The following is a 26,349-nucleotide window of genomic DNA, read 5'->3' on the forward strand; positions in this document are numbered from 1 at the left end:
AAACCGGCAGCAGCCCAGCTGTTCAAGCCGGGGCTGAAGTTCGAACCCGTGTTCGACTACGAGCAGGTGCTGGTCGTGGCCAAAGACCACCCCCTGGCTTCTACGGCCTACGTGAAGCCCCAGCAGCTGACCCGGGAAGTGCTCATCAGTTACCCCGTGGACATCGAACGCCTGGACATCTACAGCCAGTTCCTGTTGCCGGCCGGCGTGACGCCCAAGCGCCACAAAGCCATCGAAACCACCGACATCATGGTGCAGATGGTGGCCAGCGGCCGCGGTGTCGCCGCGCTGCCGCGCTGGCTGGTCGAGGAATATGCGGCCAGGATGGACGTGGTGCCTGTGCGGCTGGGCGCGCGCGGTATTGCCAAGCAGATCTTCCTGGGCGCACGCGAGGCGGATACCGCCATTGACTACGTGCGGGCCTTCGTCGAACTGGCCCGCCAGCCTGCAACTGCCACCACCGCTATTGCCCAAGGAGCCAAGGGATGAACACCACCGTCGAACGCAAAGCGCTTGCGCTGCCCGGAGGCCACGACAAGGTGCTGCTGCATTCGTGCTGCGCGCCGTGCTCAGGCGAGGTCATGGAGGCCATGCTGGCCTCGGGCATTGACTACACCATCTTTTTCTACAACCCCAACATTCATCCGCTCAAGGAATACGAGCTGCGCAAGAACGAGAACATCCGCTTCGCGGAGCAGTTCGGCGTGCCCTTCGTCGATGCGGACTACGACCGGGACAACTGGTTCGAGCGCGCCAAGGGCATGGAGCACGAGCCCGAACGCGGCGTGCGCTGCACCATGTGCTTCGACATGCGTTTCGAGCGCACGGCGCTGTATGCGCATGAGCACGGCTTTCCGGTGATCACCAGTTCCCTGGGCATCTCGCGCTGGAAGAACATGCAGCAGATCAATGACTGCGGCGTGCGTGCGGCGGCCAAGTACTCTGGCCTGATGTACTGGGAATACAACTGGCGCAAGGGCGGCGGCTCGGCGCGCATGATCGAGATCAGCAAGCGCGAGAACTTCTACCAACAGGAATACTGCGGCTGCGTCTACTCGCTGCGCGACACGAACCGCCACCGCGTGGAAAGCGGCCGCGAGCGCATCCAGCTCGGCGTGACGTTCTACGGTGACGAACAGCCCCCCAAAGATTGACGCGCCCTGCCGGGTGAGCGATGCCGCTCCATGGCTTCCAACCGACCCGATCAGCGCTGGCGGGTCGGAACTCTCCCAACAGTCGCCAGATATGGCAAGCCCCTTGCTTCATTCCGACAAGTCCAAGCCCATCGGCAACATCACCGACGCCTATTCGTTAGAGGTCAACGCGAAGGATATCTCTGCGCTGACCGCAGCGGCGCCGCGTGTATTGCCCGGGTCAACCATTTCCATTCCCTACCTGGCGAACCAGGACAACGACGCGCGACTGGCCGCAGCGCAGGCCGTTCGCGGACTCGGCTTTGAGCCCATGCCTCACCTCGCTGCACGCCGTATCGCCTCGTTCGCAAAACTGGAGTCGTTCATCCAGCGCGCGGTCGCGGAAGCCGGCGTCAAGCGTTGCTTCGTGATCGCTGGAGATCCGTCCACCCCGCTGGGGCCGTTTGCCGACAGCTCCTCACTGATCGAATCAGGCGTGTTCGAGCGCTCGGGCATTCAGATGGTCGGCGTGGGTGGCCATCCCGAGGGCCATCCGGTCATGAGCACATCTGATCGTTGGAAAGTGCTCGAACACAAGTGTCGCTGCATCGAAGGGCGCGGCATGGCGCCCTTGATCGTCACGCAATTTGCCTTCGATGCCGACATCGTGCTGGCCTGGCTGGAAGCCCTGCGCGGGCGTGGCGTCGAACATCCCGTACGCGTGGGCGTGCCGGGCCCTGCAGGCGTGGCGGTGCTGGCGCGCTATGCCGCCTTGTGTGGCGTTAGCGCATGCGCGTCGATGTTGTCCAAGTACGGCATCTCGATCAGCAAGCTGTTCGGCATAGCAGGCCCGGATCTCTTTGTGGATCGTCTGACCACCCGCCTGACCGAAGCACATGGAAAGGTGAGCCTGCATTTCTTTCCATTCGGAGGCATCGCTCAGTCCGTGAAGTGGGTAGAGCAGTACTGCTCGCGTGCCGAGCCTGAACAACCCATCGACACGGCTCCCATGTGATTACTGCGCCTCCAGCAGTCGCTTGCACTGGCATGCCCCATAGAAGCAGACCTCGTTGGGGCGAACGCTTCGAGAGCATCCTACCGCCCGCCTCAGCCTTCGCGTTGCGCAAGCGCCCCATGGGCGCGATCCCATTGGCACAGGACACACGCGGCCAACATCACCGGACGCAGGCGCAAATGCCACATCGAAATGGATCGCCCGCATCATCGGCTTCGACGGTGCGAGCTATCGATTGGCAGATTGGGGGGGCAAACACGATAAACGCCCTTCTCGAACTGCCTTCTGTAGGAAGATGGTGATAGACCGAAACTTTGATGATGCGACTTTGCTCGCTGAGACATCCTTACGTTTGCCACTGCAAAGCGCCTATGTGGCACCTAGCTCGCAAATCAGCAAGGATGCGTAGCGACCAAAATATGGACTAACCTGTTATTCCATAAGACCTTTTACGGAACTGTCCGTCTACATCAAAGACTTGACAGCGGACATTTTTCATGGGCGGCCTATCATCGGCGGCCTGAAATCCCTTCCCAAGAAAGCTCCAGCCATGCTGCCCCGCCACAACGACCCCATTGCCGCCATCGCCACCGCTCCGGGGCGCGGCGCCGTGGGCATCGTGCGCGTCTCCGGCAAGGGGGTGGCGCCGCTGGTGCGGGTGCTGTGCGGGCGCGACCTCAAGCCGCGCGAGGCCACCTACCTGCCGTTGCGCGATGCCGCAGGCGGACCCATAGACCACGGCCTGGCCCTGTTCTTCCCGGCGCCGCACAGCTACACCGGCGAGGACGTGCTGGAGCTGCAGGCCCACGGCGGCCCGGTCGTGCTGCAGCTGCTGCTGGCACGCTGCCTGGAGGCGGCGCAAGAGCCTCTCGAAGGCCATCGCAGCGTACTGCCTGGCCTGCGCCTGGCCCAGCCTGGGGAATTCACCGAACGTGCCTTTCTCAACGACAAGATCGATCTGGCCCAGGCCGAAGCCATTGCCGACCTGATCGACGCCAGCACCGAGGCCGCCGCGCGCAGCGCGAGCCGCTCGCTGTCGGGAGCCTTCTCCGAGGAGATCCATGGCCTGCGCGATGCGCTGGTGCACCTGCGCATGCTGGTCGAGGCCACGCTGGACTTTCCCGAGGAAGAGATCGACTTCCTGCAAAAGGCCGATGCCAGCGGCCAGCTCGCGCGGCTGCGCGGCAAGCTGGACCAGGTGCTGTCGCGCGCCCACCAGGGTGCGCTGCTGCGCGAAGGCATCAAGGTCGTGATCGCAGGGCAGCCCAATGCGGGCAAGAGCTCGCTGCTCAATGCGCTGGCCGGTGCCGAGCTGGCCATCGTCACGCCCATCGCCGGCACCACGCGCGACAAGGTGCAGCAGACCATCCAGATCGAGGGCGTGCCCCTGCATGTGATCGACACGGCAGGCCTGCGCGAGAGCAGCGACGAGGTCGAGCGCATCGGCATCGCGCGCGCCTGGGACGAGATCGCCGCGGCCGATGCCGTGCTCTTCCTGCACGACCTCACGCGCATGGGCGACAACGACTATCTGGCCGCAGACGCGGCCATCGCCGAAACCCTGGCCCAGAAGCTGCCGGGCCAGGTGCCCGTGATCGATGTCTGGAACAAGACCGATCGCGCCGAGCCGGCCCAGCTGCAGGCGCATGGCGGGCGCGAAGGCAGCGTGGCGCTGTCGGCACGCACCGGCGACGGCCTGGATGCGCTGCGCCGGCGCCTGCTGGATGTGGCCGGATGGCAGTCTGCTCCCGAAGGCCTGTACCTGGCGCGCGCACGTCATGTGGAGGCGCTGCAGGCCGTGGCCGCGCGCCTGGAAGAGGCCGAGCTGCAGCTGGCGGCCCAGGCCGCCCATCTGGACCTGCTGGCCGAGGAACTGCGCCTGGCCCAGGTCTCGCTGAACTCCATCACCGGGGAATTCAGCTCGGATGACCTGCTGGGTGTGATCTTCTCGAGCTTTTGCATTGGCAAGTGACAAGAGGGGATGCGGGCTGTGCGCGGCATGCCCAGCACGGCTGATGGGATGGCGGCAATATTTATCTTTTGCTACAAAATTTGCCGTCGAAAACCCACGCGCCGGCATTGGCGTGCCGGCTGCCGTCGCTTAGCATGCGGCGTGCCGCAGCGGCCCTTGCCGCTGCCTGTCGCCGGGTGCCGTCCCGGAGCGGGTACGCGGCCCACTTCGAACCGGATCCGCCATGTCTTCTTCCTCCCACAATGATTTGCGGCCTTTGGCCCAGGCCATGTCGTCGGCCGTGGCTGTCGACGGTGTGCAGAACGCGCTGACCTCGGAGCAGTGGGATCTGCTGGCACCTTACCTGGTGCCCGTCACTCTGGCCGCGGGCGAGCTGCTGTTTGCCGAAGGTTCGCTGGACCGCAATCTGTACTTCGTGGAGTCCGGCAGCCTCAGCGTGCACTACCAGGATGCCAAGGAGCGCATCCGCCTGGCCATCGTCGGTCCGGGCTCCATCCTGGGCGAGGGCGCCTTCTTTGCGCACCGCGCGCGCCACGCCACCGTGCAGGCTGCCGCGCCGGGGCGCCTGTGGTGCCTGACGGCCATGCGCTTCGCCGAACTCAGCAACCGCCAGCCCGGGGTGGCTCTGGCCCTGGTCATGGCCGCCGGCCAGGTCCTGGCGCGACGCGCAGTGGACAGCCGCCGCCGGGTGGCGAGCACCTGAGCCGCACCTGAACGGCACTTGGGCGAAGGCTCTCGGGGGGCCGGGTGGGATTACAGACCGGGCTTTGCTCTGCGACAAATTGATACAGCGGTTTTTGCAACACCTGTGCTCAAAATGTCGCCAAGTTGCAGGCACAATGCCGCGAGTTTGTGACTATTCGTGACAATGAGAGCCCCCATGTCTGTGTTCAACTGGTTTTCCCGCAAGCCTTTGCCCGAACAGGGCCGTGGTTCGCCTGGAAACGATGGCCAGGCCAACCCCGCGGCACGCCGTGATGCCGTCGCGGCCGGGCGCCGCAGCGAGCGGTCCGAGCGCCGTGAGCAGCTCTATGGCGTGGTGCGCGATGTCATGGTGCGTGCCGGGGTGTTGTCGGCCAGCTACAAGTTCAAGGTGCTCTCGCTGGACAGCGTGGGCCAGCGCTTCGTGGTGATGATGGACTTGGCACGGGCCTATGCCAGCGAAACCGCTCGGCTCAGCGAGATCGAGGCCATGCTGGCCCAGGCGGCCAAGGCCCGCATGGGCGCGGTCGTGACAGCCGTGTACTGGCGGGTCAGCGACCAGAACGCTGCCGCCCAGGCCCAGGTGCATTCCGTGGCCGTGCGCACACCGCGTCCCGTCCAGCCCGTGGCCGTCCCCGCCGTGGCTGCGATGGAGGCCGTGGCGCCCCAGCGCCGCAGGCAGGACACGGCGCCGTTCGAGCCCATAGACGATCAGGAAATGGCCGCCTTCAAGATGGCCGTGGCGGCCATGCCCGCTGCAGCCCGTGGTGCGGGCTCTGCAGCTGCGGCGCCCGCCGGCGTGCGCCGCTCGGGCCCCTTGCTCGGGCCAGGCGCAGGCGAACGCGGCGCGGACTTTCACCACAGCACGCTGGACCATCTGGACCTGGGTGTCACCCAGTACGGCGAACTGCGCTGACCGGGCGCCGGCCTGATTCAGTGGCCGGCGAAATCCACCAGCGTGAACAGCGGCAGGCCGCCATCGCGCAGCAGGGTGGAGCCGCCCAGTTCGGGCAGATCCACGATGGCCGCGCCCTCGATCACCGTGGCGCCCAGCTTTTCCAGCAATCTCTTGCCGGCCATCATGGTGCCGCCGGTGGCGATCAGGTCGTCGATCAGCAGTACGCGATCACCGGTCTTGACGGCATCTGTGTGCAGCTCCACCGTGGCGCTGCCGTATTCGAGCTCATAGGTTTCCTCCACCGTGGTGAACGGCAGCTTGCCCTTCTTGCGGATGGGCACAAAGCCAACGCCCAGCTCGTGGGCCACCACGGCACCCAGGATGAAGCCGCGTGCATCGAGCCCTGCCACCACGTCGGGGCGCATGCCGCGCTGCATGTAGCGGTGCACGAAGGCGTCGGTCATCACGCGAAAGACCTGGGGGTCCTGCAGCAGCGGCGTGATGTCGCGGAACTGCACGCCGGGCGCCGGCCAGTCGGGCACGGTGCGTATGTGCGATCGCAGGTAGTCGTTGACGCTGAGGGTGGTGTGCATGGCGCTGGATCGGGGGCTGGAAAGAACGGGCCAGTGTACCCAGACGCCCGATGGGGCCGCCGCCGCCGGGTAGCCAGACCGCCTAAAATCTTCCAGATGAATTCTGATGCTGCCACCTTGAATGCGCTGGATACGTCCAGGGTCCTGCGCCTGGCCCGCGACACCCTGGGCATCGAGGCCGATGCCCTTCTTGCCATGTCGCAGCGCCTGGATGGCGTGTTCGGTGAAGTGGTGCAGCGCATCCTGAGCCTGTCCGGCCGCGTCGTCGTGATGGGCATGGGCAAGAGTGGCCATGTCGGGCGCAAGGTGGCGGCCACCCTGGCATCCACGGGCACTCCCGCCTTCTTCGTGCATCCGGGCGAGGCCAGCCATGGCGACCTGGGCATGGTGACCGGCATCGATCTGGTGCTGGCGCTGTCCAACAGCGGCGAGGCCGATGAACTCACCGTGCTGCTGCCTGCCATCAAGCGCCAGGGCATACCCCTGGTGGCCATGACCGGCGGCGCGCAGTCCACGCTGGCCCGCCATGCCGACTGGGTGCTGGACACCCGTGTGGAGCGCGAGGCCTGCCCTTTGAACCTGGCACCCACGGCCAGCACCACCGCGCAGATGGCCATGGGCGACGCCCTTGCCGTGGCACTGCTCGATGCACGCGGCTTTGGCGCCGAGGACTTTGCGCGCTCCCATCCGGGCGGCGCGCTGGGCCGCAAGCTGCTGACCCATGTGCGCGATGTCATGCGCAGCGGCAAAGAGCTGCCCAAGGTCGGGGCCGATGCCAGCTTTGTCGAGTTGATGCGCGAGATGAGCGCCAAGGGCCTGGGCTGCTCGGCCATCGTCGATGCGGCAGGCGTGCTGCAAGGCATCTTCACCGACGGAGACCTGCGCCGCCGTGTCGAGGCCGGCACCGACCTGCGCGCGCTGCAGGCCGGCGATGTCATGCACAAGGGCCCCCGCACCATCGCCGAAGACGCGCTGGCCGTCGACGCCGCCAGCATGATGGAGGAGCACGGCATCACCGCCGTGCTGGTGGCCGATGCGCAGCACCAGCTGCGCGGCGTGGTCCATATCCGCGACCTGATGCGCGCCAAGGTAATCTGATGGCACGCGCTCCCTTGACGCCCGTGCAGAACTGGGACGCACCACTGCTGCTGCTGGCGCAGGATGTGCGGGTGGCATTCTTCGATGTCGATGGCGTGCTGACCGATGGCGGCCTGCTGTTCTCTGGCGAAGGCGAAGTGCTCAAGCGCTTCAACACGCTGGACGGCCATGGTCTGAAACTGCTGCAAAAGGCTGGCATCACGCCCGCCGTGGTGACTGGCCGCGATTCGCCCGCGCTTCGCCTGCGGCTGAGCAATCTGGGCGTCACGCATGCGCGCTTTGGCACGGAAGACAAGGAGCCTGCCGCCGAGGCCATCCTGAAGGAGCTGGGCCTGCAATGGCACCAGGCGGCAGCCATGGGCGACGACTGGCCGGACCTGCCCGTGATGCGGCGCTCCGCCTTCGCCTGCGCACCGGCCAACGCCCATGACGAAGTGCTGGCCGTGGCCGATTGGGTCACGCCGCGCAGCGGCGGTGAAGGAGCGGTGCGCCAGCTGTGCGACCTGCTGCTGGCCGCGCGTGGCGCCTATGCCGGGCTGCTGGCGGAATACGCATCATGACCCAGGCCTGGCGCCGCGTCGGTGACCGGCTTTCCCTGTACCTGCCCGTGCTGCTGATGGGCCTGCTGGCGCTGGGCACCTGGTGGCTGGTGCGCAATGCGCCGCAGCCCCTGGCCAGCGGCACCGAAAAGGCCGTGGCGCACGAGCCCGACTATTTCATGAAGGATTTCTCGATCAAGAGCTTCGATGCCACGGGGCGTCTGAAGAGCCAGATCGAGGGCAGCATGGGCCGCCACTATCCCGATACCGACACGCTTGAAATCGACAACGTCCGCATGTTCGCGGTCTCGCCCGAAGGCCGCATCACGCGCGGCAGTGCGAACCGGGCGCTGAGCAATGCCGATGGTTCCGAGGTGCAGATGTTCGGCAATGCCATCGTCACGCGCGAGCCATTTGTGACAGCAGGTAAACAGCCGCAGCCGCAGTTGCAATTCCAGGGCGAATTCCTGCACGCCTGGCCCAACGAGGAGCGCGTGAGTTCCAACCAGCCCGTGGTGCTGACCCGTGGCAAGGACCGCTTCACGGCCGATAGCATGCAGTACAGCAACCTGGATCTGGTCATGAAACTGCAGGGCCGCGTGCGCGGCACCCTGCAGCCTTCCAGGACCAAGTAAGGCACCAGCGCAAGCGCAGGCATGCCGATGGAGAACAAGCCATGACGACATCCTCGCGCAGCCCGGCACCCCTGGCCTTCATCACCGGCGCATCCAGCGGCATAGGCCAGGCCCTGGCCTGGCACGCCTACCAGCAAGGCTGGTCGCTGGCGCTGGTGGCTCGGCGCGGCGACGTGATGGCGCAATGGGCTGCGCAACAGGGCCTGGACTCCTCGCGTTTCGCCCTCTACGAGGCTGATGTGGGCGTGCCTGACAGCATCATCGCCGCCGCCCGGCGCTGCGAGCAGCAGCAGGGCCTGCCCGATGTCGTGATCGCCAATGCTGGCGTCAGCTGGGGCGTGGACACCTCGATGCGCGAGGATATCGACACCATGCAGCAGGTGCTGGCCGTCAACACGATGGGGGTTGCGGCCAGCTTCCACCCCTTCATCGCACCCATGGTGCAGCGTGGAAGCGGGCAACTGGTCGGAATTTCCAGTGTGGCCGGGCTGCGCGGCCTGCCAGGACACGGCGCTTATTGCGCCAGCAAGGCTGCAGTCATTGCCTATTGCGAAAGCCTTCGCGGTGAATTGCGCAGTAGTGGCGTAAAAGTCACGACATTGCTTCCTGGCTATGTGGATACACCCCTCACGCGTGGTAACCGCTATGGCATGCCATTCCTATTGGAGCCGCAGGAGTTTTCCGCAAGGGCCTGGCGTGCCATTGAAGCTCGCCGCAGTCTGGTCATCATTCCATGGCAAATGGCCTGGGTGGGGCGGTTGATGAAAATTCTCCCCAACGCGATATTCGACAGGCTGCTTGTAGGACGGAAGCGCAAACATCGGCATTTGGAAAATCCCTGATGCCCATTGCCGTTCTGAATATGTTCATGCACGCATCTTGTGCGTAAAAAAGGCTCCATGAAGGAGCCTTTTTGATTCGGGGTAACACTGAGAACCGTGGATCTCATTCCCCGTTGTTATTGTTGTTTCCCCAGCCGCCGCCACGGCCACCATTGCGGGGGCCGGAGCCATAAGGGCTGCGGAATCCGCCGTCGCCACGACCGCCGTAGCCGCCGCCACCGCCGCCGTCGCCACGGCCATAGCCGCCACGGTCGCCACCGTCACCGCGTCCGTAGCCACCGCCATCACCGCGGCCACCGCCACCGTAACCGCCGCCGCCGCCACCATCACCACGGCCATAGCCGCCGCCACCGCCGCCAAAGCCGCCCGAACGCGGGGGGCGAGGCTCCATGGGACGTGCTTCGTTCACCACGAGGCTGCGTCCGCCCAATGGCTGGCCATTCATGCCCTGAACGGCAGCCTGAGCCTCGGCATCACTGCCCATCTCGACAAACCCGAATCCCTTGGAACGGCCTGTGTCGCGCTCCATCATGACCCGGGCGCTGGTGACAGCGCCGAACTGGCTGAATGCCTGCTCCAAGTCGTTGTCACGCACACCATAGGGAAGGTTGCCGACGTAAAGCTTATTGCCCATCAAAAACTCCTCAACTCCTCAATGCTCACTGGTTTGCGCTCGGCTTCAGGACGCACAGACATCAGGTTCCTTGTATACAAGAGCCTGGCCAACCTTCCTAAACACATAGCGTTCGAACGGGTCTGCCCGAAACTAAATTATGAAGCACAAAAATCAAAAAGATAAATGCTCGAAAACACAAGCTGATAACGTTTGGCAACAAAAAAGGGGCCCAGAGGGCCCCTTTTTTTGCTAACGCATGCTCTAAGCGAGAGCTTAGTAGCTGTTGCGACGGCCACCGCCGTAGCCGCCGTCGCGGTTGCCACCGCCGAAGCCGCCACCGCCGCCACCACCGAAGCCGCCGCCGAAGCCGCCGCTACGGGGAGCGCGGGGCTCCATCGGGCGGGCTTCGTTGACCACCAGGTCACGGCCGCCGCGGTTTTGGCCGTGCAGGCCTTGGATAGCAGCTTGTGCTTCGGCATCGCTGCCCATTTCGACGAAGCCGAAACCCTTGGAACGGCCGGTGTCGCGCTCCATCATTACCTTGGCGCTGTTAACGGCGCCGAATTCGCTGAAGGCTTGCTCCAGATCGCTGTCACGGAAGGTGTACGGCAGGTTGCCGACGTAAAGCTTGTTGCCCATGGAGGACTCCTGAAAAAACTGGAAAACGCGATGGAGCCCTAGGGAGTCAACACGGGATGACAACGTTAGAGACGCAAACGCACTAGCACTCATTGAGCCGAAGCCCGAACGAAAGCTCGCCCATTATGTGGCAGAAGTTTTCGCACGTTATTACTGTTTCGCAAAAATTCGTCGTGCCCGCCACAGAATGCCCCTGGGAGTTACCCTGAAATTGCGGCAGCGCATAAGCAAGTGCCTTGGCGGCAGTGGGGGCCGGCATGCAGATCCGAGGGCTGCTATGATCGCCGGCTCAGTCTTTGGGGAGTAGATCGTTCGGCTCAGCAGCCGGATGCATGCGTCAACAAACTTGGGCCTTCGCTGGCCTATGGCGTATGCGGCGCGCAGTGCAATGCTGCGTGTGACCGATCGAGACCATTGACCGCGCACCGATCCAAAGGCCGGAGTCGGAGCGTGGTCAATGCGTGCTCTATCCGGCCGGATAAATCCCCACACCATGGAAGCCTTCCTGATTTCAACCTCCGTCGTCGCGCTTGCCGAGATGGGGGACAAGACCCAGCTGCTGTCGCTGGTGCTCGCCGCGCGTTTTCGCAAACCCTGGCCCATCGTGGCGGGCATTTTCGTGGCCACGCTGGTCAACCATGCGCTGGCCGGTGCCGTGGGCGCCTGGATCACCAGCTATCTTGGCGAGAACGCCATGCGCTGGATCCTGGGCCTGTCCTTCATCGGCATGGCGGTCTGGATGCTGATCCCCGACAAGCTCGACGAGGACGAGGTCTCCGGGCATTCGCGCTGGGGCGTCTTCGGCACGACGCTGGTGGCCTTCTTCCTGGCCGAGATGGGCGACAAGACGCAGATTGCCACCGTGATGCTGGCGGCCAAGTACAACGCCTACCTGTGGGTGGTGGCGGGCACTACGCTGGGCATGATGCTGGCCAACGCTCCCGTGGTGTGGCTGGGCGACAAGCTGGTCAAGCGCGTGCCCATCCGGCTGGTGCATGTGATCTCGGCCGTGATCTTCCTGGTGCTGGGCGTGCTGGCCCTGTTCCTTCCGGGGGCAGGCGTTTTGGCATAATGATTCTTCATGCGCCGATTTGCTTCTGCTTGCGGGCGCTTTATAAATCCAGCTAAAGACGACACCAGAGAACCCGGCCTCGTTTTTAGCGATGCCGGGTTTTTTCATGTCCTTCATCGCCACACCACAATCCATGCACTTCGACGAGCCGCTGCCGCTGCAGGGCGGCGGCTCGATCCGTGACTACGACCTCGCCTACGAGACCTACGGGCAGCTCAACGCCGACCGCAGCAATGCCGTGCTGGTCTGCCATGCGCTCAACGCCTCCCACCATGTGGCCGGCGTGTACGAGGGCCAGCCCAAGAGCGAGGGCTGGTGGGACAACATGATCGGCCCCGGCAAGCCCGTGGACACGAACCGGTTCTTCGTGATCGGCGTGAACAACCTGGGCTCGTGCTTTGGCTCCACGGGCCCCATGCACGCGCATCCGGACACCGGCAGGATCTATGGCGCCGACTTTCCCGTGGTCACCGTGGAGGATTGGGTGGACGCCCAGGCCCGGCTGCTGGACCGGCTGGGCATAGCGCAGCTGGCCGCGGTGCTGGGCGGCAGCCTGGGCGGCATGCAGGCGCTGTCCTGGTCGCTGCGCCATCCGGACCGCATGCGCCATGCCGTGGTCGTGGCCAGCGCGCCCAACCTCAATGCGGAGAACATCGCCTTCAACGAGGTGGCGCGGCGCGCCATCGTCACCGATCCGGATTTCCATGGCGGGCATTTCTACGAGCATGGCGTGGTGCCGGCGCGCGGCCTGCGCATCGCCCGCATGATCGGCCACATCACCTACCTGAGCGACGACGTGATGAACCAGAAGTTCGGCCGCCAGCTGAGGGAGGGCCTGGACCTGAAGTACAGCACGCAGGACGTGGAGTTCCAGATCGAGAGCTACCTGCGCTACCAGGGCGAGAAGTTCAGCAGCTACTTCGACGCCAATACCTACCTGCTGATCACGCGCGCGCTCGACTACTTCGACCCGGCGCGCACGCATGGCGGCGACCTGACCCAGGCGCTGTCGGTGGCCAAGGCCGGCTTTTTGCTGGTCAGCTTCACCACCGACTGGCGCTTCGCGCCCGCACGCAGCCGCGAGATCGTGAAGTCGCTGCTGGAGAACAACCGCGACGTCAGCTATGCCGAGATCGACGCGCCCCACGGCCATGACGCCTTTCTGCTCGACGACCCCCGCTACATGAACGTGATGCGCTCCTACTTCGACGGCATCGCCCAGGAAACCACGACAGCCGCCAAGGAGGCCGCATGACCGAGCTGAACACCATGCAGGCGATTGCGCGCCTGATCCCCAAGGGCTCGCGCGTGCTCGACCTGGGCTGCGGCGATGGCGCCCTGCTGTCGCACCTTCAGCGCGAGCGTGGCTGCACCGGCTACGGCGTGGAGCTGGATGACGCCAACGTGCTGGCCTGCGTGCGCCGGGGCGTGAACGTGCTGCAGCTGAACCTGGAGGACGGCCTGGCCATCTTCCAGGACAACAGCTTCGACGTGGTGCTGCAGATCGACACGCTGCAGCATCTGCGCAATGCCGAGACCATGCTGCAGGAGACGGCGCGCATAGGGCGCGCGGGCATCGTCGCCTTCCCCAACTTCGCGCACTGGCCCAACCGCCTGTCCGTGCTGCGCGGGCGCATGCCGGTGACGCGGCGCCTGCCCTACCAGTGGTATGACACGCCCAATATCCGCGTGGGCACCTACAAGGACTTCGAGGTGCTGGCCACCCGGAACCGGCTGCGCATACTGGACTCCTTCGGCCTGCAGGATGGCCGCAGCGTGCGTACCCTGCCCAATCTCATGGCGGGCACGGCGGTCTTCCATTTCGAGCACGCCTGAGCGCATGCGGGCCATGCCCGTGTCATCCCCGGCGCGCACAATCGAATGCCCCGAGACCCCGGAGACAGACATGGACAACCTCCCACGCCGCCGCGCGCTGGCCCTGGCCGGCGCGGCCGCCGGCCTGCTGGTGGCCGGCTGCGCCGCACCGCAGGCGCCCGCCCGAAGCGATGCCGCTGCCGACTGGCAGCCCCGGCCCGCGCTGATCGCCCATCGCGGCGCGTCGGCGCTGCGGCCAGAGCACACGCTGGAGGCATACCGCGAGGCCATACGCGCGGGCGCGGACTTCATCGAGCCCGACCTGGTCATCACGCGCGATGGCGTGCTGGTGGCGCGGCATGAGAACGCCATCGCCATCCTCGCGGCCGACGGCAGCCTCAAGGAGGCCACGACCAATGTGGCCGACCGCCCCGAGTTCGCGGCGCGCAAGACCACCAAGACCATCGACGGGCAGGCGATCACGGGCTGGTTCGTGGAGGATTTCACGCTGGCCGAGCTGAAGACGCTGCGTGCGCGCGAACGCATCCCGGCGATCCGCCCGGCGAATGTGCAGTTCAATGACCGTTTCGAGGTGCCCACGCTGCAGGAGGTCATCGACCTGGCCCGAGCCGAGAGCGCACGCTCGAGCCGCACCATCGGCATCTATCCCGAGACCAAGCACCCGAGCTACTTCCAGTCCATCGGCCTGCCGCTGGAGCCCGCGCTGCTCAAGCTGCTCGCGGACAACGGCTGGAACCATGCGCAGGCGCCAGTCTTCGTGCAGTCCTTCGAGGTCGAGAACCTGCGCTGGATCCGTGCGCGCAGCAGCCTGCGCCTGGTGCAGTTGCTGGCGCCCAAGGGCAAGCCCTATGACAGCGTGGCACGCGGCACGGGCCCCGGCTATGCCGACATGGTCACGCCCGCAGGCCTGGCCGAGATTGCGCGCTACGCCAACGGCATAGGGCCGAGCAAAAGCATGGTGATCCCCGTGGTGCAGGGCGCGAATGCCGCGCCCACTGCGCTGGTGGCCGATGCCCATCGCGCGGGGCTGCTGGTCCATCCCTGGACGCTGCGGCCCGAGAACGCCTTCCTTCCCCTGAGCCTGAAATCGCCGCCCGCACAGGACGGCGCCCGGCGTGGCAATGCGCGCGCCGACATGGACGATTTCCTGCGCACGGGCATCGATGGCATCTTCACCGACGACCCGTCGGTGGGGCGAGCCGCCATTGACGCTTTGCTCAAGTCGCGGCCTTGACCGGACGTGCTGCCGTGCGCCGGCCCGCTGCCTGCGCCTGCTCCAGCCACTGCTGGCGGCGTGCGGCATCGGCGCCGAGCACGGGTCCGAAACTGTGTATGCGCACGGGCCGGATGCCGCTGAACTCCAGGATGGCACGGCGCATCTGGTGATGGCCCGGCATGTGCGCCAGCCAGCGGTAATACCAGGGCGGGGAATCCATGCTCACCAGCAGATCGGCGGTGCGGCCGGCCAGCAGCCGGTCCCACAGCATCGAGCCCTTGCGGTACTTGAAGGCGAAGCCCGGCAGAAAGATGCGGTCGATGAAGCCCTTGAGCAAGGCCGGCAGGCCGCCCCACCAGGTCGGATAGACCCAGGCCAGGTGGCTGGCCCACAGGATGTCGGCCTGGGCCTGCTGCAGGTCAGGCTCCAGGGGCTGATCCTGGCGATAGCCGGCGCGCAGCAGCGGGTCGAATTCCAGTTCGCCCAGGCGCAGCGTGCGCACTTGGGCACCGCTGTCGCGTGCGCCCTGGGCATAGGCATCGGCCAGGCCGGCGCACAGGCTGCCGGCCGACGGGTGGCCGAGGATGATCAGGATGCGCTGGGGATGATGGGGGTGCGTAGTGCTTGGAGACATGGCGGCCATGTTCGCCTTGCCCCAAGGGGCAGGGTCAAGACCCTGGATCAAGCCATGGCGGTCTCGCAGGCGCGTTCTCTGGAATCCGCCGGCTCCAGGCGGCATTCGAGCAGCTCACGCTCCAGTGCGGCCAGCTGCGTCTGCAGTCCCTGAAGGTGCTGCATCTGCGCCTGCACCTGCTCGCGGCGGCCGCGCAGCAGCCGGGCCAGCGCGTCCCAGCTGTCGGCGTGGTCCAGGCGCTGCAGGCCATGCAGCTCGTCGAGCCGAAAGCCCAGCCCCAGCGCCTGGCGGATGCGCTGCACCAGCACCAGATCCTGCTGCCCATACACGCGGTAGCTGCCTGCCCGCGCCACGGCACCGAGCAGGCCCCGTGATTCATAGAGCCTGACGGCCTTGGGCGAGCAGCCGGCGCGTCGGGCGAGTTCTCCGATATACATCGGGCGTGATCGTAGTCGCTGGCGCCGGGCTCTCATGGTCTGCATGGCGTTGGCGCACAATGACCGGATCGCGGCGCTGGCTTCGCTCGAACGGTGCGCCCATCCCTGACACGAGGACCCACCATGAATGCACGCACTCCTTCACAACTGCTGCAGCCCGCAGCCGCGCTGGACCGGATCAGCCGCTCCTGGGACGAGCGCATCGTCCCGGCGCTGACCGAGTACATCGCCATTCCCGCCAAGTCGCCCATGTTCGCGCCCGACTGGGAGCAGCAGGGCCACCTGGAGACCGTGCTGCGCAATGCGGCCGACTGGGTGCAGGCGCAGAAGGTGGCGGGCCTGACGCTGGAGATCGTGCGCCAGCCGGGCCGCACGCCAGTGCTGTTCTTCGAGGTGGAAGGCACGCAGGACAAGGCGGCCTCCAGCCCCACGGTGCTGATGTACGGCCATCTGGACAAGCAGCCCGAGTTCGACGGCTGGCGCAGCGATCTGGGTCCGTGGACGCCCAAGTACGAGAACGGAAAGCTGTACGGGCGCGGCGGTGCCGATGATGGCTACGCGGTCTACGCCAGCATCGCGGCCGTGCAGGAGCTCAAGCGCCAGGGCGTGCCGCACCCGCGCATCCTGGGCCTGATCGAGACCTGCGAGGAAAGCGGCTCGCGCGACCTGTTGCCCTATGTCGATGCCCTGCGTCCGCGCCTGGGCGATGTGGGCCTGGTGATCTGCCTGGACAGCGGCGCCGGCAACTACGACCAGCTGTGGCTGACCACCAGCCTGCGCGGCATGGCCAGCGGCACGCTGAAGGTGGAGATCCTCACCGAGGGCGTGCACTCGGGCGATGCCTCGGGCGTCGTGCCGTCGTCCTTCCGCATCCTGCGCCAGGTGCTGGACCGTCTGGAGGACAGCAAGACCGGGCGCCTGCTGCCCGCCAGCTTCCACTGCGAGGTCCCGGCCGACCGCATGGCCCAGATGCGCGCCACGGCGGCCATCCTCGGCGAGGAGACCTATGCGCGCTTTCCCTGGGCGCACTACGACTGCGGCGGCTCCACGCTGTTTGCCCTGCCCACCACCACCGACCCGGTGCAGGCGCTGGTCAAGCGCACCTGGGAGCCCACGCTGAGTGTCACAGGCGCAGAGGGCCTGCCCGCGCTGCAGGATGCCGGCAACGTGCTGCGGCCCTACACGGCCTTCAAGCTCAGCCTGCGCCTGCCGCCCCTGGTTGATGCCGCCGCCTGCGTGCAGGAGATGAAGGCGCTGCTGGAGGACAACGCGCCCTACCAGGCCCGTGTGACCTGGCAAGGGCTGTCGGGTGCCAGCGGCTGGAATGCGCCAGCCATGGACGGCTGGTTCGAGGACGCGCTCAACGCCGCCAGCCAGGCGCATTTCGGCGCCTCCTGCGGCTACATCGGGCAGGGCGGCACGATTCCGCTGATGAACATGCTCAGCCAGGGCTTTCCCAAGGCCCAGATGATGGTCTGCGGCGTGCTCGGCCCCAAGAGCAACGCCCACGGCCCCAATGAATTCCTGCACGTGCCCTATGCCAAGAAGCTCACGGCCGCCGTGGCCCAGGTGATCGCCGCCATGGCCGGGATGCAGGCAGCTTCCGAAGCCGGTGCCGGCACTGCCGGCGTGGCGTGATGGCAGCGTTTGCCCCCACGCCGGAAGGCCAGGTCACACGCCTGGCATCCGGCGACGGCGCCGAGCTGTCACTGTGCGATTGGCCTGCCGGCGAGGGCCCGGCGCGCGCCACCGTGCTGCTGGTGCACGGCCTGGGCGAGCACATCGGCCGCTATGCGGCACTGGCCCAGCGGCTCAATGCCTGGGGCTATGCCGTACGCGGCTACGACCAATATGGCCACGGACGCTCGGCAGGGCCGCGCGGTGGCCTGACGGGCGACAACCGGCTTCTGGACGACCTGGCGGCCGTGGTGGATGACACGCGCGCCCGGCAACCGGCCGGCCAGCCGCTGGTGCTGTTGGGCCACAGCCTGGGCGGCCTGGTGGCGGCGCTGTTCGTGGCCCGGGCCATCCGGCCTGTCGATGCGCTGGTGCTGTCCTCGCCAGCCCTCGATGTGGGTCTGTCGCCGATCCAGAAATTGCTCGTTGGCACGCTGCCGCGCCTGCTGCCCGATCTGCGCGTGTCCAACGGCCTGCAGATTCCGTATCTCTCGCACGACGTGGCGGTCTGCGATGCCTACCGCGCCGATCCGCTGTGCCACGACCGCATCAGCGCACGGCTGGCGCGCTTTCTGGCGCAGGGCGGCCCGCAGGTGCTGGCCCGTGCGGGCAGCTGGAGTGTGCCCAGCCTGTTGCTGTGGGCAGGGGACGACAGGCTGGTGGCGCCGGCCGGCAGCCAGGCCTTTTCCGACCGTGCGCCGCCGGCCGTGGTGCAGGCGCAGTGCTTTGACGGCGCCTACCACGAGCTGTTCAACGAAAGCGATGCCTTCGCCGCGCCCGTGTTCACCAGGCTGCGGCAGTGGCTGGGCCGGTTCAGTCCAGCGTGAGCGCCGCCAGCGCGGCCAAGGGCGCGGTTTCCGCGCGCAGAACGCGTGGACCCAGCGTGACGGGCACGAAACCCTGGGCGCGGGCCAGGGCCTCTTCGGCCGGAGAGAGGCCCCCTTCGGGGCCCGATAGAAAGACCACGGGCGCATCCTCGGCCGTGGCGTCCACGATCTCGCCCAGCGGCCGGGTTCCCTCGCCCAGCGACAGCAGCAGCCGCAGCGTGCCGGGCGGCAGCTGTTTCGCGCCGCCCTCCAGCCAGTCTTGCAGGTCGGTGGGCGCATGCAGCGGCGGCACGCGGTTGCGTGTGCACTGCTCGCAGGCCGACACGGCCACGGCCTGCCAGTGCGCCAGCTTTTTCTCGGAGCGCTCGCCCTTGAGCTTGAGCACGCTGCGCTCGGCCACCAGCGGCGTGATGCTGGCGGCGCCCAGCTCGGCGGCCTTCTCCACCAGCCAGTCCATGCGTTCGTTGGCCGTGATGCCTGCCAGCAGGTGCACGGGGCGCAGCGGTTCGCGTTCCACGGCGTGGTGCGCGCCTATGCGCACGGCCACGTCGCTGCGGCCCATGCGCAGCACGGTGGCCTCGAACTCGCCGCCGCTGAAGCCCTCGCCGGCACGGCCCTGAAAGAGGGTGATGCCGTCGCCGGGCTGCAGGCGCAGCACCTGCACATGGCGCGCCGCGCCGGGCGGCAGTTCGATGTCGTCGCCGCTGCGCAGCGCGATGGGGCAGTGAAAGCGTGGCATGGCGTATCTGTCCTCAAACGCGCCCGTAGGCCCAGCCCACCTGGGGCTGGATGTTCTCGATCTGGTCCACCAGGCGCAGCAGCGGCGTCAGTTCGCGGTAGCGGCTGCAGGTGGCGCGGATGTAGTGGATGAAGCGCGGCGTATCCGCCAGGTAGCGGGGCTTGCCGTCTCGCAGTGTCAGCCGTGCAAAGATGCCGGCCACCTTGAGGTGGCGCTGCAGCCCCATCCATTCCACGCCACGGTAGAACTCGCCGAAATCGTCGCCCCAGCCGCTTTGGCTGCGCGCGCCCACCAATCCCGACTTGCGTGCCTTTTCCCAGTAACGCACGGTAATGTCGATGACAAAGTCCTCTTCCCAGCTGATGAAGGCATCGCGCAGCAGGCTGGCGATGTCATAGGTCACCGGGCCGTAGACCGCATCCTGGAAGTCCAGCACGCCCAGCGGGCCGCTGGCGGTCACGGGCTGCATGAGATTGCGCGTCATGAAGTCGCGGTGCACGAAGACGCTGGGTGCCGCCAGGTTGTGGGCCACGATCTGGTCGAAGGCCTTGGCCAGCGTGGCCTGCTGCCTGTCGTCGAGCACGGTCTCGCGGTGGCGCGCGATGTACCAGTCGGGGAACAGCTGCAGTTCGCGGCGCAGCAGGGCGTCGTCATAGGCGGGCAGCACGTCGGGGCGCGAGGCGGTCTGCCAGGCCAGCAGCACCTCCAGCGCCGAGCGGTACCAGGCTTCCGCGTCCTGGGGCTTTTCCGGGTCCAGCGCCTCGATGACGGTGTGGCCGCCCAGGTCGGACAGCAGCATGAAGCCGTGCACGGCGTCCCAGTCCAGGATCTGCGGCACGGCCAGGCCGGCCGAGGCCATCAGTGCCTGCACCTTGGCGAAGGGCGCGCAGTCTTCCTTGTCCGGCGGGGCATCCATGACGATGAGGCTGGCGCCGGCGGCGGTGTCCAGGCGCAGATAGCGGCGAAAGCTGGCATCGGCCGATGCCGGGCGCAGGGTTTCGGGGCGCAGCGCGTGGCGGGCGGACAGCGGGGCCAGCCAGGCGTCGAAGGCGGCATGGCGGGCGGGGTCGGCCCAGACAACGCCGGCCGTGGGGGTGTTTGGATGGCTCATGGATAATCGCGATTCTACAAACCGCCACCCCGGCGAATGCCCGGCGGTGATGCTAGGCTTGCGCCTTTGTCCACCCGCCGCTGTTGACCACCGTGTACCTCCGACCGCCGCTCCCCGATCCGCTGGCTGCCCGCGCGCCCGCGCGCCCCGCTGTACGCCCGCTGGCCTGGCTTGTGGCTCTCGCATGGGCCGGTGGCTCGACGCTGGCCCATGCCCAGCCCGCTGCGGCCGATGAAGGCCGGCTGCAGCAGGTGCGCCCGCTGCGCCCCAGCACGCTGATGCAGGAAACCTACCCTGAGGCGGTCCGCTCCCAGCAGCCCGTCTACGTGCGCGGTGACGCGCTCAGCGGCCAGCCGGACATCAATGCGGTGATCGAGGGCAATGCCGAACTGCGCCGCGGCGACACCATGATCCGCGCCGACCGGCTCGAATACCAGGTGCCCGACGACCGCGTCAATGCCTCGGGCGCCGTGCACATCAACCAGGCCGGCAATGTCTACGAAGGCTCGCAGCTGGACCTGCAGGTCGATGCCTTCAAGGGCTTTTTCGACAACGCCGGCTACCGCTTCCTGGCCAACGGGGCCTACGGCAAATCCTCGCGCGTGGACTTCATCGACCGCGACCATGCCGTGGTCCATGACGCGACCTACACCACCTGCCAGCGCGATGACGAAGCCACCTGGCAGCCGGCCTGGATGCTGCGCGCCCGGACCTTGCACATCGACATGGCCGAGGAAGTCGGCGTGGCCGAAGGCGCGGCCCTGCAGTTCAAGGGCGTGACCGTGCTGCCCGTGCCGCGCATGAGCTTTCCGCTGTCGGACAAGCGCAAGTCGGGCCTGCTGCCTCCCACCATGGGCCTGGACAAGCTCAGCGGCATCGAATACACGCAGCCCTACTACTGGAACCTCGCGCCCAACCGCGACATGACCCTGTATCCCTCGGTCATGAGCAAGCGCGGCGTCAACCTGGGCGCCCAGTTCCGCTACCTGGAGCCGACCTATTCGGGCGAGGCCTACGCGGCCTACATGCCGGGCGACCGCCAGCGCGACCGTGACCGCTGGGCCTACTCGCTGCAGCACCGGAGCGTCATCAGCTCGCCCATCGGCGGCCTGGGGTTGAACATGAACCTCAACCGCGTCAGCGACGACAACTACTGGCGTGATTTCCCGCTGGCCGCCCGTTCCTTGCGCGAGCGCCTGCTGCCCAACGACGTGAACCTGTCCTGGGCGCGTGGCGACGGGGTGCTGACCCTGCGCACCCTGTACTGGCAGACCATGCAGGACGCATCGGCGCCCATTGCCCCGCCCTACGGCATGAAGCCGCAGCTGCAATGGCGCTACACGCCGCTGGACCTGCCGCACGGCCTGGACTTCAGCTTCGTGGCCGACACCACGCGCTTCGAGATCGACAAGCCCCTGGCCGGCATGACCTACAACAACGGCCAGCGCAGCTACATGCAGGCGCAGCTGAGCCGTCCCTTCCTGTCGCCGGGCGCCTTCATCACGCCCAGGATCCAGTTGCACACCAGCAACTACCAGGTGGACCGCCTGATGAGCAACGGCAGCCGCAACGCCTCGCGCACGCTGCCCACGGTCAGTGTGGACAGCGGCCTGGTGTTCGAGCGCGACACCACGCTGTTCGGCCGCCAGCTGCTGCAGACCTTCGAGCCGCGCGCCTTCTACACCTACACGCCCTACCGCGACCAGAGCTTTCTGCCGCTGTACGACACGGCGCGCAACGACTTCAACTTCGCGAGCATCTACTCCGAAAACGACTACAACGGCCAGGACCGCATTGCCGACAACCACCTGCTGACCCTGGGCGCGACCACTCGCCTGATCGACGGGGCCACGGGCGCGGAAAAGGCGCGCTTCGGCATTGCGCAGCGCGTGCGTTTCTCCGACCAGAAGGTCATCCTGCCCGGCGAGGTGCCTGCCACCAGCCGGCTGTCCGACGTGCTGCTGGGTGCGGCCATCAACTGGACCGATGCCTGGTCCACCGAAGGCACGACCCAGTACAACCGCGACCTGAACCGCCCGGTGCGCACCACCTTCGGCGCGCGCTACAGCCCCAGCTCCTACCGCACGGTGAACGTGGCCTACCGTACCCAGTACGACACCGTGGCACGCACCGATGCCAGCAAGCTGGTCGATGTGGGCTGGCAATGGCCCATCAACGACCTCTGGGGCGACAAGGGCCGTGACCTGGGTGCCGGCCGTGGCCAGGGCGGCGGCCGCTGGTACACGGTGGGCCGGCTGAACTACAGCCTGAAGGACCGCAAGCTCGTCGATACCGTGGTCGGGCTGGAGTACGACGGCTGCTGCTGGATTGGCCGCGTGGTGCTGGAGCGCCTGCAAAGCTCCATCACCCAGTCCAACACCCGGCTGCTGTTCCAGATCGAGTTCGTAGGCTTCTCGCGGCTGAGCCTGGGTGCCGACCCGCAGCGCAGCCTCAAGCAGAATGTGCCGCGCTACCAGTACCTGCGCGAGTCGGTGACGCCGCCCAGCCGCTTCACCAATTACGATTAGAGCCAAGGCTCCAAACACGCTTTTTGCAAGGCATCTCTCCCATGCGTTTTCTTTCCCAGACCCATTGCTGCGCAGCGGCCGCTGTGGCGCTGGCCTTGCTGGCCACCACAGCCCAGGCGCAAGGCCTGCGTGTTCCGGGCCAGTCCAGGGCGCCCCAGGCCGGCGATGCCTCCGTCTCGCGCGCGCTGGACGCCACCAACCAGCCCTTGTCGCGTGATCGCGGCAGCAATGCCGGCGTGCGCTCGGCCGACTACATCGTGGCCGTGGTCAACTCCGAGCCCGTGACCAACAACGAGGTGCGGGCCCGCATGGCGCGCGTGGCGCAGAACATTGCCGAGCAGGGCGGCCAGATGCCGCCCGAGGCGCTGCTGGCCCGCGAGGTGCTGGAGCGGCTGATCGTGGAAAAGGCCCAGCTGCAGGAAGCCAAGGACACGGGCCTGCGCGTGGATGACTACGCCGTGGACCAGGCGCTGACCAATGTGGCGCGGCAAAACGGCCTGGACAAGGCCGGCCTGCAGTCACGCCTGCGGGCCGAGGGCGTGAACGAAAAGCAGTTCCGCGAAGAACTGCGCCGCCAGATCACGCTGCAGCGCCTGCGCGAGCGCGATGTGGACGGCCGCGTGCGCGTGACCGAAGCCGACATCGACCGCTACCTAGCCGAGCAGCGCAGCGGCGGCGCCGACAAGGCGCCGGCGGCCGTGAACCTGGGCCACATCCTGATCGCCGTGCGCGAGGATGCCAGCCCCGCCGAAGTGGCCGAGCGCGAAGCCCGCGCCAAGCAGGCTGCCGAGGCGGCCCGCACGCAAGGCGACTTCCTGGCCGTGGTCAAGGAGTTCTCCGATGTGCCCGACGGCCAGGGCGGCGGCGCCATGGGCATGCGCCCGCTGGACCGCTACCCCGAACTGTTCACCAAGGCCGTGGGCCAGACGCCGCAGGGCGGCATCGTCGGCCCCTTCCGTTCGGGCGCGGGCTTTCACGTGCTCAAGGTGCTGGAGAAGTCGCAGGCCGGCATGCCTTCCGTGGTCACGCAAAACCATGCGCGCCACATCCTGCTGCGCATCGGCGACCAGATGACCGAGGCCGATGCCGCCAAGCGCCTGGCCGACTACAAGCGCCGCGTGGACAGCGGCCAGGCCAGCTTCGAATCGCTGGCCCGCGAGTTCTCGCAGGACGGCAGCGCGCGCAACGGCGGCGATCTGGGCTGGGCCTCGCCCGGCCAGTTCGTGCCCGAGTTCGAGCAGGTGCTCAATGCGCTGCAGCCCGGGCAGGTCAGCGACCCGCTGGTCTCGCGCTTCGGTGTGCACCTGATCCAGCTCATCGAGCGTCGCCAGGCCGCGCTGACGCCGCGCGAGCAGCGCGACATGGTGCGCAACGTGGTGCGCGAGCGCAAGCTCGAAACCGACTACCAGACCTGGCTGCAGGAGCTGCGTGGCCGCGCCTACGTCGAGTACCGCGAGCCCCCGCAATAAGACACCCCCCAAGCAGCCATGGCTGCGGCAGTCCACAATGGAAGGCGGTGCCATGGCGCACCGCCTTGCTTTTTCTATGAAACACATTCCTCGCAAACGCTTCGGCCAGAACTTCCTGACCGATGGCGGCATCATCGACGGCATCGTGCGTGCCATCGATCCCCGGCCGGGCCAGTCCATGGTCGAGATCGGTCCGGGCCTGATGGCCCTGACCCAGCCCCTGGTCGAGCGCCTGGGCCGGCTCACCGTGATCGAACTGGACCGCGACCTGGCCGTGCGCCTGCGCCTGCACGAGCAGCTCGACGTGGTCGAGTCCGACGTGCTCAAGGTGGACTTTCGCGCCATCGCTGCGCGCCTGGGCGTGCCCAAGCTGCGCATTGCGGGCAACCTGCCCTACAACATCTCCAGCCCCATCCTCTTTCACCTGCTCGAGCAGGTGGACGTGGTCGAGGACCAGCACTTCATGCTGCAAAAGGAGGTCATCGACCGCATGGTGGCCTCTCCGGCCACGGCGGCCTATGGGCGGCTGACGGTCATGCTGCAGTGGCGCTATGCGATGGAGAGCGTGCTGTACGTGCCGCCCGAGAGCTTCAATCCGCCGCCCAAGGTGGACAGCGCCGTCGTGCGCATGGTCCCGCGCGAGGCGCCGGCGGCCCTGGACGCGAAGCTGCTGGAGGAGATGGTGCAGGTGGCCTTCAGCCAGCGGCGCAAGATCCTGCGCAACACGCTGGGGCGCTGGCTGGAAGCCAAGGGCTTTGACGGGGAGTTCGACCTGCAGCGCCGCGCCGAGGAAGTGCCGGTGTCCGAGTACGAGGCACTTGCAGCCCGGTTCACGCGCAGCTAGACGCAGGTGGCGCACGGCGCCAGCGCCCGCATGGGACGCTGGCGCCGTGCAATCAATGTGCGGCTCTTACAGGAAAGAGTAGAAGCAGCGGAACGGGATCTTGCGCTCGGCCCAGTACTCGGCCGCGTCGCGGAAGCTGTCCAGCAGCTGCTCGCGCACTTCCTTGTCGAACTTGGGCGTGGTCGGGATCTGGTCGAGCACGAGCACAAAGCCCGGCTGCGGGCCGGCCTTGTGGATGGGGTCGGTCAGGCAGTCGTAGAGCGCGTCGAAGTTCTTGCCGAAATGCGCGGGGAAGAAGAACTGCGTGGCCAGCAGCTCCAGGATGTCGGCCTTGGTCTGCGCATGGGCCAGGTTGGCATACAGGAAATGGCACCCCAGCGTCTCGGCCGCCTGTTGCAGATCCTCCACCCTGTAGGCGCGGATGGACTGCACGATATTGGCGCGCACGTTCCGCAAAGGGGTGTCCGGGATCTTACGAAGTGGTGCATCCATCTCCGTGGCTCTTTCTCTAACGTGGATGTGGCCTGCGGGTACGGGCACGTGGCCTGCGGCGTCCCCGGGCTGTGGATGAAATGCAGACCCCTGCCAGCGCACTGCGTCGGACGCGGAGGGTCGAACTGGCTGCAAAGACTGGGTCGAGGTCATTCGATGATCTTGCGAAAGCTGCTGTAGTGGTCGCTGGTGTAGTAGCAGGCATCGGGCTGCTGGGGCTCTCCGCCGCAGACGATGCGGCGGGCTCCGCGGTCACGCGAGCCGGGCGTGCGCACCGTGTACTCACGGTAGTAGCCGCGCGACTGGCGCGGCAGGATGCGCTCGCGGTTGCCGAACACCGTGCCGTCCTTGTCGTGGGCAAAAGGCCCGCCGCGCAGGATCAGCGTATAGGTGGAACGGCCTTCGCGCGGCAGCTCTGACAGGGTGACGGTGGCCATGGCCGCCGTCGAATCCGCGCTCTCGGGCGCCGAGCGGCGCGCATCAGCGAGCGAGGGCGACAGCACAAAGGCGGCCCCGACGATGAGCGCTAGACCGGACTGGTACGCCTTGGCGGCGGCTGCCTTCAGCATCAACTACACCTTTCAGAAATCCAGGGAAGCCCTGAAATCTCGACCCGCTAGTGTGACGGAACACCCCTCAAAATGCAAGTTCTGCCTAAAAAACAGGCAGCTTGACCGAGGAAATGTCTGGGGATTGAACAGTGAGAAGGCAACTCTGCGCCTGAGTTGCCTTCCATTCAATGCAAATGCCGCCCGTTGTCTCAAAAACGCGCGCGGCCAAAACGA

The 26,349-nt window shown here is 66.7% G+C and carries 28 protein-coding genes; 19 read left to right on the forward strand and 9 right to left on the reverse strand.

The window, feature by feature from the left end:
• From DTS01S_RS23945 to DTS01S_RS23970, 6 genes are all read left to right on the forward strand, one after another.
• Positions 1-489 (forward strand): LysR substrate-binding domain-containing protein (locus DTS01S_RS23945; RefSeq protein WP_156493786.1); only part of this gene is annotated, 489 nt, incomplete at its 5' end.
• The gene (locus DTS01S_RS23950) at positions 486-1,154 is read left to right on the forward strand and encodes an epoxyqueuosine reductase QueH (protein WP_003056085.1); all 669 of its coding nucleotides are present in this window, start codon (positions 486-488) and stop codon (positions 1,152-1,154) included. The genes DTS01S_RS23945 and DTS01S_RS23950, both read left to right, overlap by 4 nt.
• 103 nt (positions 1,155-1,257) lie before the next feature.
• Complete coding sequence (locus tag DTS01S_RS23955) at positions 1,258-2,148, forward strand: methylenetetrahydrofolate reductase (RefSeq protein WP_227472608.1); 891 nt, start codon at positions 1,258-1,260, stop codon at positions 2,146-2,148.
• A gap of 550 nt (positions 2,149-2,698) precedes the next feature.
• Complete coding sequence (gene mnmE, locus DTS01S_RS23960) at positions 2,699-4,120, forward strand: tRNA uridine-5-carboxymethylaminomethyl(34) synthesis GTPase MnmE (RefSeq protein ID WP_061289144.1); 1,422 nt, start codon at positions 2,699-2,701, stop codon at positions 4,118-4,120.
• 223 nt (positions 4,121-4,343) lie between these two features.
• Complete coding sequence (locus DTS01S_RS23965) at positions 4,344-4,823, forward strand: Crp/Fnr family transcriptional regulator (protein ID WP_016447254.1); 480 nt, start codon at positions 4,344-4,346, stop codon at positions 4,821-4,823.
• Between the two features lie 177 nt (positions 4,824-5,000).
• Entirely contained in the window at positions 5,001-5,738 is a 738-nt protein-coding gene (locus DTS01S_RS23970) for a hypothetical protein (protein ID WP_016447253.1), read from the forward strand.
• 17 nt (positions 5,739-5,755) lie between these two features.
• On the opposite strand, the gene DTS01S_RS23975 is transcribed toward DTS01S_RS23970, so the two are convergent.
• A complete protein-coding gene (locus tag DTS01S_RS23975) occupies positions 5,756-6,313 on the reverse strand; it encodes an adenine phosphoribosyltransferase (RefSeq protein ID WP_017405006.1) in 558 nt (185 codons plus the stop codon).
• A gap of 96 nt (positions 6,314-6,409) precedes the next feature.
• Between DTS01S_RS23975 and DTS01S_RS23980 the strand changes: the two genes are divergently transcribed.
• The 4 genes from DTS01S_RS23980 to DTS01S_RS23995 are packed head-to-tail and all read left to right on the forward strand — an operon-like array spanning position 6,410 to position 9,427.
• Positions 6,410-7,411 (forward strand): KpsF/GutQ family sugar-phosphate isomerase, encoded by a 1,002-nt coding sequence (locus tag DTS01S_RS23980; protein ID WP_016447251.1) that lies wholly within the window; start codon positions 6,410-6,412, stop codon positions 7,409-7,411.
• Positions 7,411-7,971 (forward strand): KdsC family phosphatase, encoded by a 561-nt coding sequence (locus tag DTS01S_RS23985; RefSeq protein ID WP_061289147.1) that lies wholly within the window; start codon positions 7,411-7,413, stop codon positions 7,969-7,971. Before DTS01S_RS23980 ends, DTS01S_RS23985 begins: the two co-directional genes overlap by 1 nt.
• A complete protein-coding gene (gene lptC, locus DTS01S_RS23990) occupies positions 7,968-8,585 on the forward strand; it encodes an LPS export ABC transporter periplasmic protein LptC (protein ID WP_016447249.1) in 618 nt (205 codons plus the stop codon). Before DTS01S_RS23985 ends, lptC begins: the two co-directional genes overlap by 4 nt.
• Before the next feature lie 41 nt (positions 8,586-8,626).
• On the forward strand, positions 8,627-9,427 hold the full coding sequence (locus tag DTS01S_RS23995) for an SDR family oxidoreductase (RefSeq protein WP_061289150.1): 801 nt from the start codon (positions 8,627-8,629) through the stop codon (positions 9,425-9,427).
• Between the two features lie 103 nt (positions 9,428-9,530).
• On the opposite strand, the gene DTS01S_RS29980 is transcribed toward DTS01S_RS23995, so the two are convergent.
• A complete protein-coding gene (locus tag DTS01S_RS29980; protein ID WP_074921147.1) occupies positions 9,531-10,061 on the reverse strand; it encodes an RNA recognition motif domain-containing protein in 531 nt (176 codons plus the stop codon).
• A 255-nt stretch (positions 10,062-10,316) separates the two neighbouring features.
• Positions 10,317-10,682 carry an RNA recognition motif domain-containing protein gene (locus DTS01S_RS24005; protein ID WP_016447246.1) on the reverse strand — a complete coding sequence of 122 codons (366 nt, stop codon included), beginning with the start codon at positions 10,680-10,682 and terminating at the stop codon, positions 10,317-10,319.
• A gap of 493 nt (positions 10,683-11,175) precedes the next feature.
• On the opposite strand from DTS01S_RS24005, the gene DTS01S_RS24010 reads away from it, so the two are divergent.
• The 4 genes from DTS01S_RS24010 (at position 11,176) to DTS01S_RS24025 (ending at position 14,824) form a co-directional block, all read left to right on the forward strand.
• Positions 11,176-11,754: a TMEM165/GDT1 family protein gene (locus tag DTS01S_RS24010; RefSeq protein ID WP_017405002.1), complete on the forward strand. Its 579-nt coding sequence runs from the start codon at positions 11,176-11,178 to the stop codon at positions 11,752-11,754.
• 106 nt (positions 11,755-11,860) lie between these two features.
• Entirely contained in the window at positions 11,861-13,009 is a 1,149-nt protein-coding gene (gene metX / locus DTS01S_RS24015; protein WP_026062280.1) for a homoserine O-succinyltransferase MetX, read from the forward strand.
• The gene (metW, locus tag DTS01S_RS24020; RefSeq protein WP_012207840.1) at positions 13,006-13,590 is read left to right on the forward strand and encodes a methionine biosynthesis protein MetW; all 585 of its coding nucleotides are present in this window, start codon (positions 13,006-13,008) and stop codon (positions 13,588-13,590) included. The genes metX and metW overlap by 4 nt, the downstream gene beginning before the upstream one ends.
• A gap of 70 nt (positions 13,591-13,660) precedes the next feature.
• The gene (locus DTS01S_RS24025) at positions 13,661-14,824 is read left to right on the forward strand and encodes a glycerophosphodiester phosphodiesterase (RefSeq protein ID WP_017405000.1); all 1,164 of its coding nucleotides are present in this window, start codon (positions 13,661-13,663) and stop codon (positions 14,822-14,824) included.
• Here the strand turns inward: DTS01S_RS24025 and DTS01S_RS24030 are convergent.
• Together DTS01S_RS24030 and DTS01S_RS24035 are read right to left on the reverse strand one after the other, a co-directional pair.
• Positions 14,808-15,449: an NAD(P)H-dependent oxidoreductase gene (locus DTS01S_RS24030; RefSeq protein ID WP_016447241.1), complete on the reverse strand. Its 642-nt coding sequence runs from the start codon at positions 15,447-15,449 to the stop codon at positions 14,808-14,810. The two genes, DTS01S_RS24025 and DTS01S_RS24030, sit on opposite strands and share 17 nt — an antisense overlap.
• A 38-nt stretch (positions 15,450-15,487) precedes the next feature.
• On the reverse strand, positions 15,488-15,877 hold the full coding sequence (locus tag DTS01S_RS24035) for a MerR family transcriptional regulator (RefSeq protein ID WP_016447240.1): 390 nt from the start codon (positions 15,875-15,877) through the stop codon (positions 15,488-15,490).
• 123 nt (positions 15,878-16,000) lie between these two features.
• Here DTS01S_RS24035 and DTS01S_RS24040 point away from each other — a divergent pair, with 123 nt between their 5' ends.
• Entirely contained in the window at positions 16,001-17,515 is a 1,515-nt protein-coding gene (locus DTS01S_RS24040; protein WP_061289156.1) for a M20 family metallopeptidase, read from the forward strand.
• Positions 17,515-18,381, forward strand: a complete 867-nt coding sequence (locus tag DTS01S_RS24045) for an alpha/beta hydrolase (RefSeq protein ID WP_017404998.1) — start codon at positions 17,515-17,517, stop codon at positions 18,379-18,381. Before DTS01S_RS24040 ends, DTS01S_RS24045 begins: the two co-directional genes overlap by 1 nt.
• On the opposite strand, the gene DTS01S_RS24050 is transcribed toward DTS01S_RS24045, so the two are convergent.
• A complete protein-coding gene (locus DTS01S_RS24050; protein ID WP_017404997.1) occupies positions 18,368-19,120 on the reverse strand; it encodes a 16S rRNA (uracil(1498)-N(3))-methyltransferase in 753 nt (250 codons plus the stop codon). The genes DTS01S_RS24045 and DTS01S_RS24050 overlap by 14 nt on opposite strands.
• A gap of 13 nt (positions 19,121-19,133) precedes the next feature.
• Positions 19,134-20,231 carry an aminoglycoside phosphotransferase family protein gene (locus tag DTS01S_RS24055; protein ID WP_016447236.1) on the reverse strand — a complete coding sequence of 366 codons (1,098 nt, stop codon included), beginning with the start codon at positions 20,229-20,231 and terminating at the stop codon, positions 19,134-19,136.
• Between the two features lie 92 nt (positions 20,232-20,323).
• Here DTS01S_RS24055 and DTS01S_RS24060 point away from each other — a divergent pair, with 92 nt between their 5' ends.
• From DTS01S_RS24060 to rsmA, 3 genes are all read left to right on the forward strand, one after another.
• Positions 20,324-22,759 (forward strand): LPS-assembly protein LptD, encoded by a 2,436-nt coding sequence (locus DTS01S_RS24060; protein WP_174538930.1) that lies wholly within the window; start codon positions 20,324-20,326, stop codon positions 22,757-22,759.
• Between the two features lie 41 nt (positions 22,760-22,800).
• Positions 22,801-24,228, forward strand: a complete 1,428-nt coding sequence (locus DTS01S_RS24065; RefSeq protein WP_016447234.1) for a peptidylprolyl isomerase — start codon at positions 22,801-22,803, stop codon at positions 24,226-24,228.
• Positions 24,229-24,304: 76 nt separating this feature from the next.
• Positions 24,305-25,072, forward strand: coding sequence for a 16S rRNA (adenine(1518)-N(6)/adenine(1519)-N(6))-dimethyltransferase RsmA (rsmA, locus tag DTS01S_RS24070; protein ID WP_017404994.1), 768 nt, complete (start codon positions 24,305-24,307; stop codon positions 25,070-25,072).
• Positions 25,073-25,138: 66 nt separating this feature from the next.
• Here the strand turns inward: rsmA and DTS01S_RS24075 are convergent, their stop codons facing one another.
• Complete coding sequence (locus tag DTS01S_RS24075; RefSeq protein WP_013804792.1) at positions 25,139-25,564, reverse strand: barstar family protein; 426 nt, start codon at positions 25,562-25,564, stop codon at positions 25,139-25,141.
• 149 nt (positions 25,565-25,713) lie between these two features.
• Complete coding sequence (locus DTS01S_RS24080; protein ID WP_016447232.1) at positions 25,714-26,133, reverse strand: ribonuclease domain-containing protein; 420 nt, start codon at positions 26,131-26,133, stop codon at positions 25,714-25,716.
• Positions 26,134-26,349: the final 216 nt, after the last annotated feature.

The sequence above is a fragment of the Delftia tsuruhatensis NBRC 16741 genome, assembly GCF_001571325.1.
GTDB classification, from domain to species: domain Bacteria; phylum Pseudomonadota; class Gammaproteobacteria; order Burkholderiales; family Burkholderiaceae_C; genus Comamonas; species Comamonas tsuruhatensis.

Bases quoted from the DNA above. Each gene is read 5' to 3' on its own strand.
- DTS01S_RS23980 (WP_016447251.1), top strand. From the start codon at position 6,410: ATGAATTCTGATGCTGCCACCTTGAATGCGCTGGATACGTCCAGGGTC.
- DTS01S_RS23965 (WP_016447254.1), top strand. From the start codon at position 4,344: ATGTCTTCTTCCTCCCACAATGATTTGCGGCCTTTGGCCCAGGCCATG.
- DTS01S_RS23985 (WP_061289147.1), top strand. From the start codon at position 7,411: ATGGCACGCGCTCCCTTGACGCCCGTGCAGAACTGGGACGCACCACTG.
- DTS01S_RS23950 (WP_003056085.1), top strand. From the start codon at position 486: ATGAACACCACCGTCGAACGCAAAGCGCTTGCGCTGCCCGGAGGCCAC.
- DTS01S_RS24075 (WP_013804792.1), bottom strand. From the start codon at position 25,564: ATGGATGCACCACTTCGTAAGATCCCGGACACCCCTTTGCGGAACGTG.
- DTS01S_RS24050 (WP_017404997.1), bottom strand. From the start codon at position 19,120: ATGCCACGCTTTCACTGCCCCATCGCGCTGCGCAGCGGCGACGACATC.
- DTS01S_RS24010 (WP_017405002.1), top strand. From the start codon at position 11,176: ATGGAAGCCTTCCTGATTTCAACCTCCGTCGTCGCGCTTGCCGAGATG.
- DTS01S_RS24045 (WP_017404998.1), top strand. From the start codon at position 17,515: ATGGCAGCGTTTGCCCCCACGCCGGAAGGCCAGGTCACACGCCTGGCA.
- DTS01S_RS24080 (WP_016447232.1), bottom strand. From the start codon at position 26,133: ATGCTGAAGGCAGCCGCCGCCAAGGCGTACCAGTCCGGTCTAGCGCTC.
- DTS01S_RS24005 (WP_016447246.1), bottom strand. From the start codon at position 10,682: ATGGGCAACAAGCTTTACGTCGGCAACCTGCCGTACACCTTCCGTGAC.
- DTS01S_RS23970 (WP_016447253.1), top strand. From the start codon at position 5,001: ATGTCTGTGTTCAACTGGTTTTCCCGCAAGCCTTTGCCCGAACAGGGC.
- metX (WP_026062280.1), top strand. From the start codon at position 11,861: ATGTCCTTCATCGCCACACCACAATCCATGCACTTCGACGAGCCGCTG.
- DTS01S_RS29980 (WP_074921147.1), bottom strand. From the start codon at position 10,061: ATGGGCAATAAGCTTTACGTCGGCAACCTTCCCTATGGTGTGCGTGAC.
- lptC (WP_016447249.1), top strand. From the start codon at position 7,968: ATGACCCAGGCCTGGCGCCGCGTCGGTGACCGGCTTTCCCTGTACCTG.
- mnmE (WP_061289144.1), top strand. From the start codon at position 2,699: ATGCTGCCCCGCCACAACGACCCCATTGCCGCCATCGCCACCGCTCCG.
- rsmA (WP_017404994.1), top strand. From the start codon at position 24,305: ATGAAACACATTCCTCGCAAACGCTTCGGCCAGAACTTCCTGACCGAT.
- DTS01S_RS24030 (WP_016447241.1), bottom strand. From the start codon at position 15,449: ATGGCCGCCATGTCTCCAAGCACTACGCACCCCCATCATCCCCAGCGC.
- DTS01S_RS24040 (WP_061289156.1), top strand. From the start codon at position 16,001: ATGAATGCACGCACTCCTTCACAACTGCTGCAGCCCGCAGCCGCGCTG.
- DTS01S_RS24035 (WP_016447240.1), bottom strand. From the start codon at position 15,877: ATGTATATCGGAGAACTCGCCCGACGCGCCGGCTGCTCGCCCAAGGCC.
- DTS01S_RS23975 (WP_017405006.1), bottom strand. From the start codon at position 6,313: ATGCACACCACCCTCAGCGTCAACGACTACCTGCGATCGCACATACGC.
- DTS01S_RS24065 (WP_016447234.1), top strand. From the start codon at position 22,801: ATGCGTTTTCTTTCCCAGACCCATTGCTGCGCAGCGGCCGCTGTGGCG.
- metW (WP_012207840.1), top strand. From the start codon at position 13,006: ATGACCGAGCTGAACACCATGCAGGCGATTGCGCGCCTGATCCCCAAG.
- DTS01S_RS24025 (WP_017405000.1), top strand. From the start codon at position 13,661: ATGGACAACCTCCCACGCCGCCGCGCGCTGGCCCTGGCCGGCGCGGCC.
- DTS01S_RS23995 (WP_061289150.1), top strand. From the start codon at position 8,627: ATGACGACATCCTCGCGCAGCCCGGCACCCCTGGCCTTCATCACCGGC.
- DTS01S_RS24055 (WP_016447236.1), bottom strand. From the start codon at position 20,231: ATGAGCCATCCAAACACCCCCACGGCCGGCGTTGTCTGGGCCGACCCC.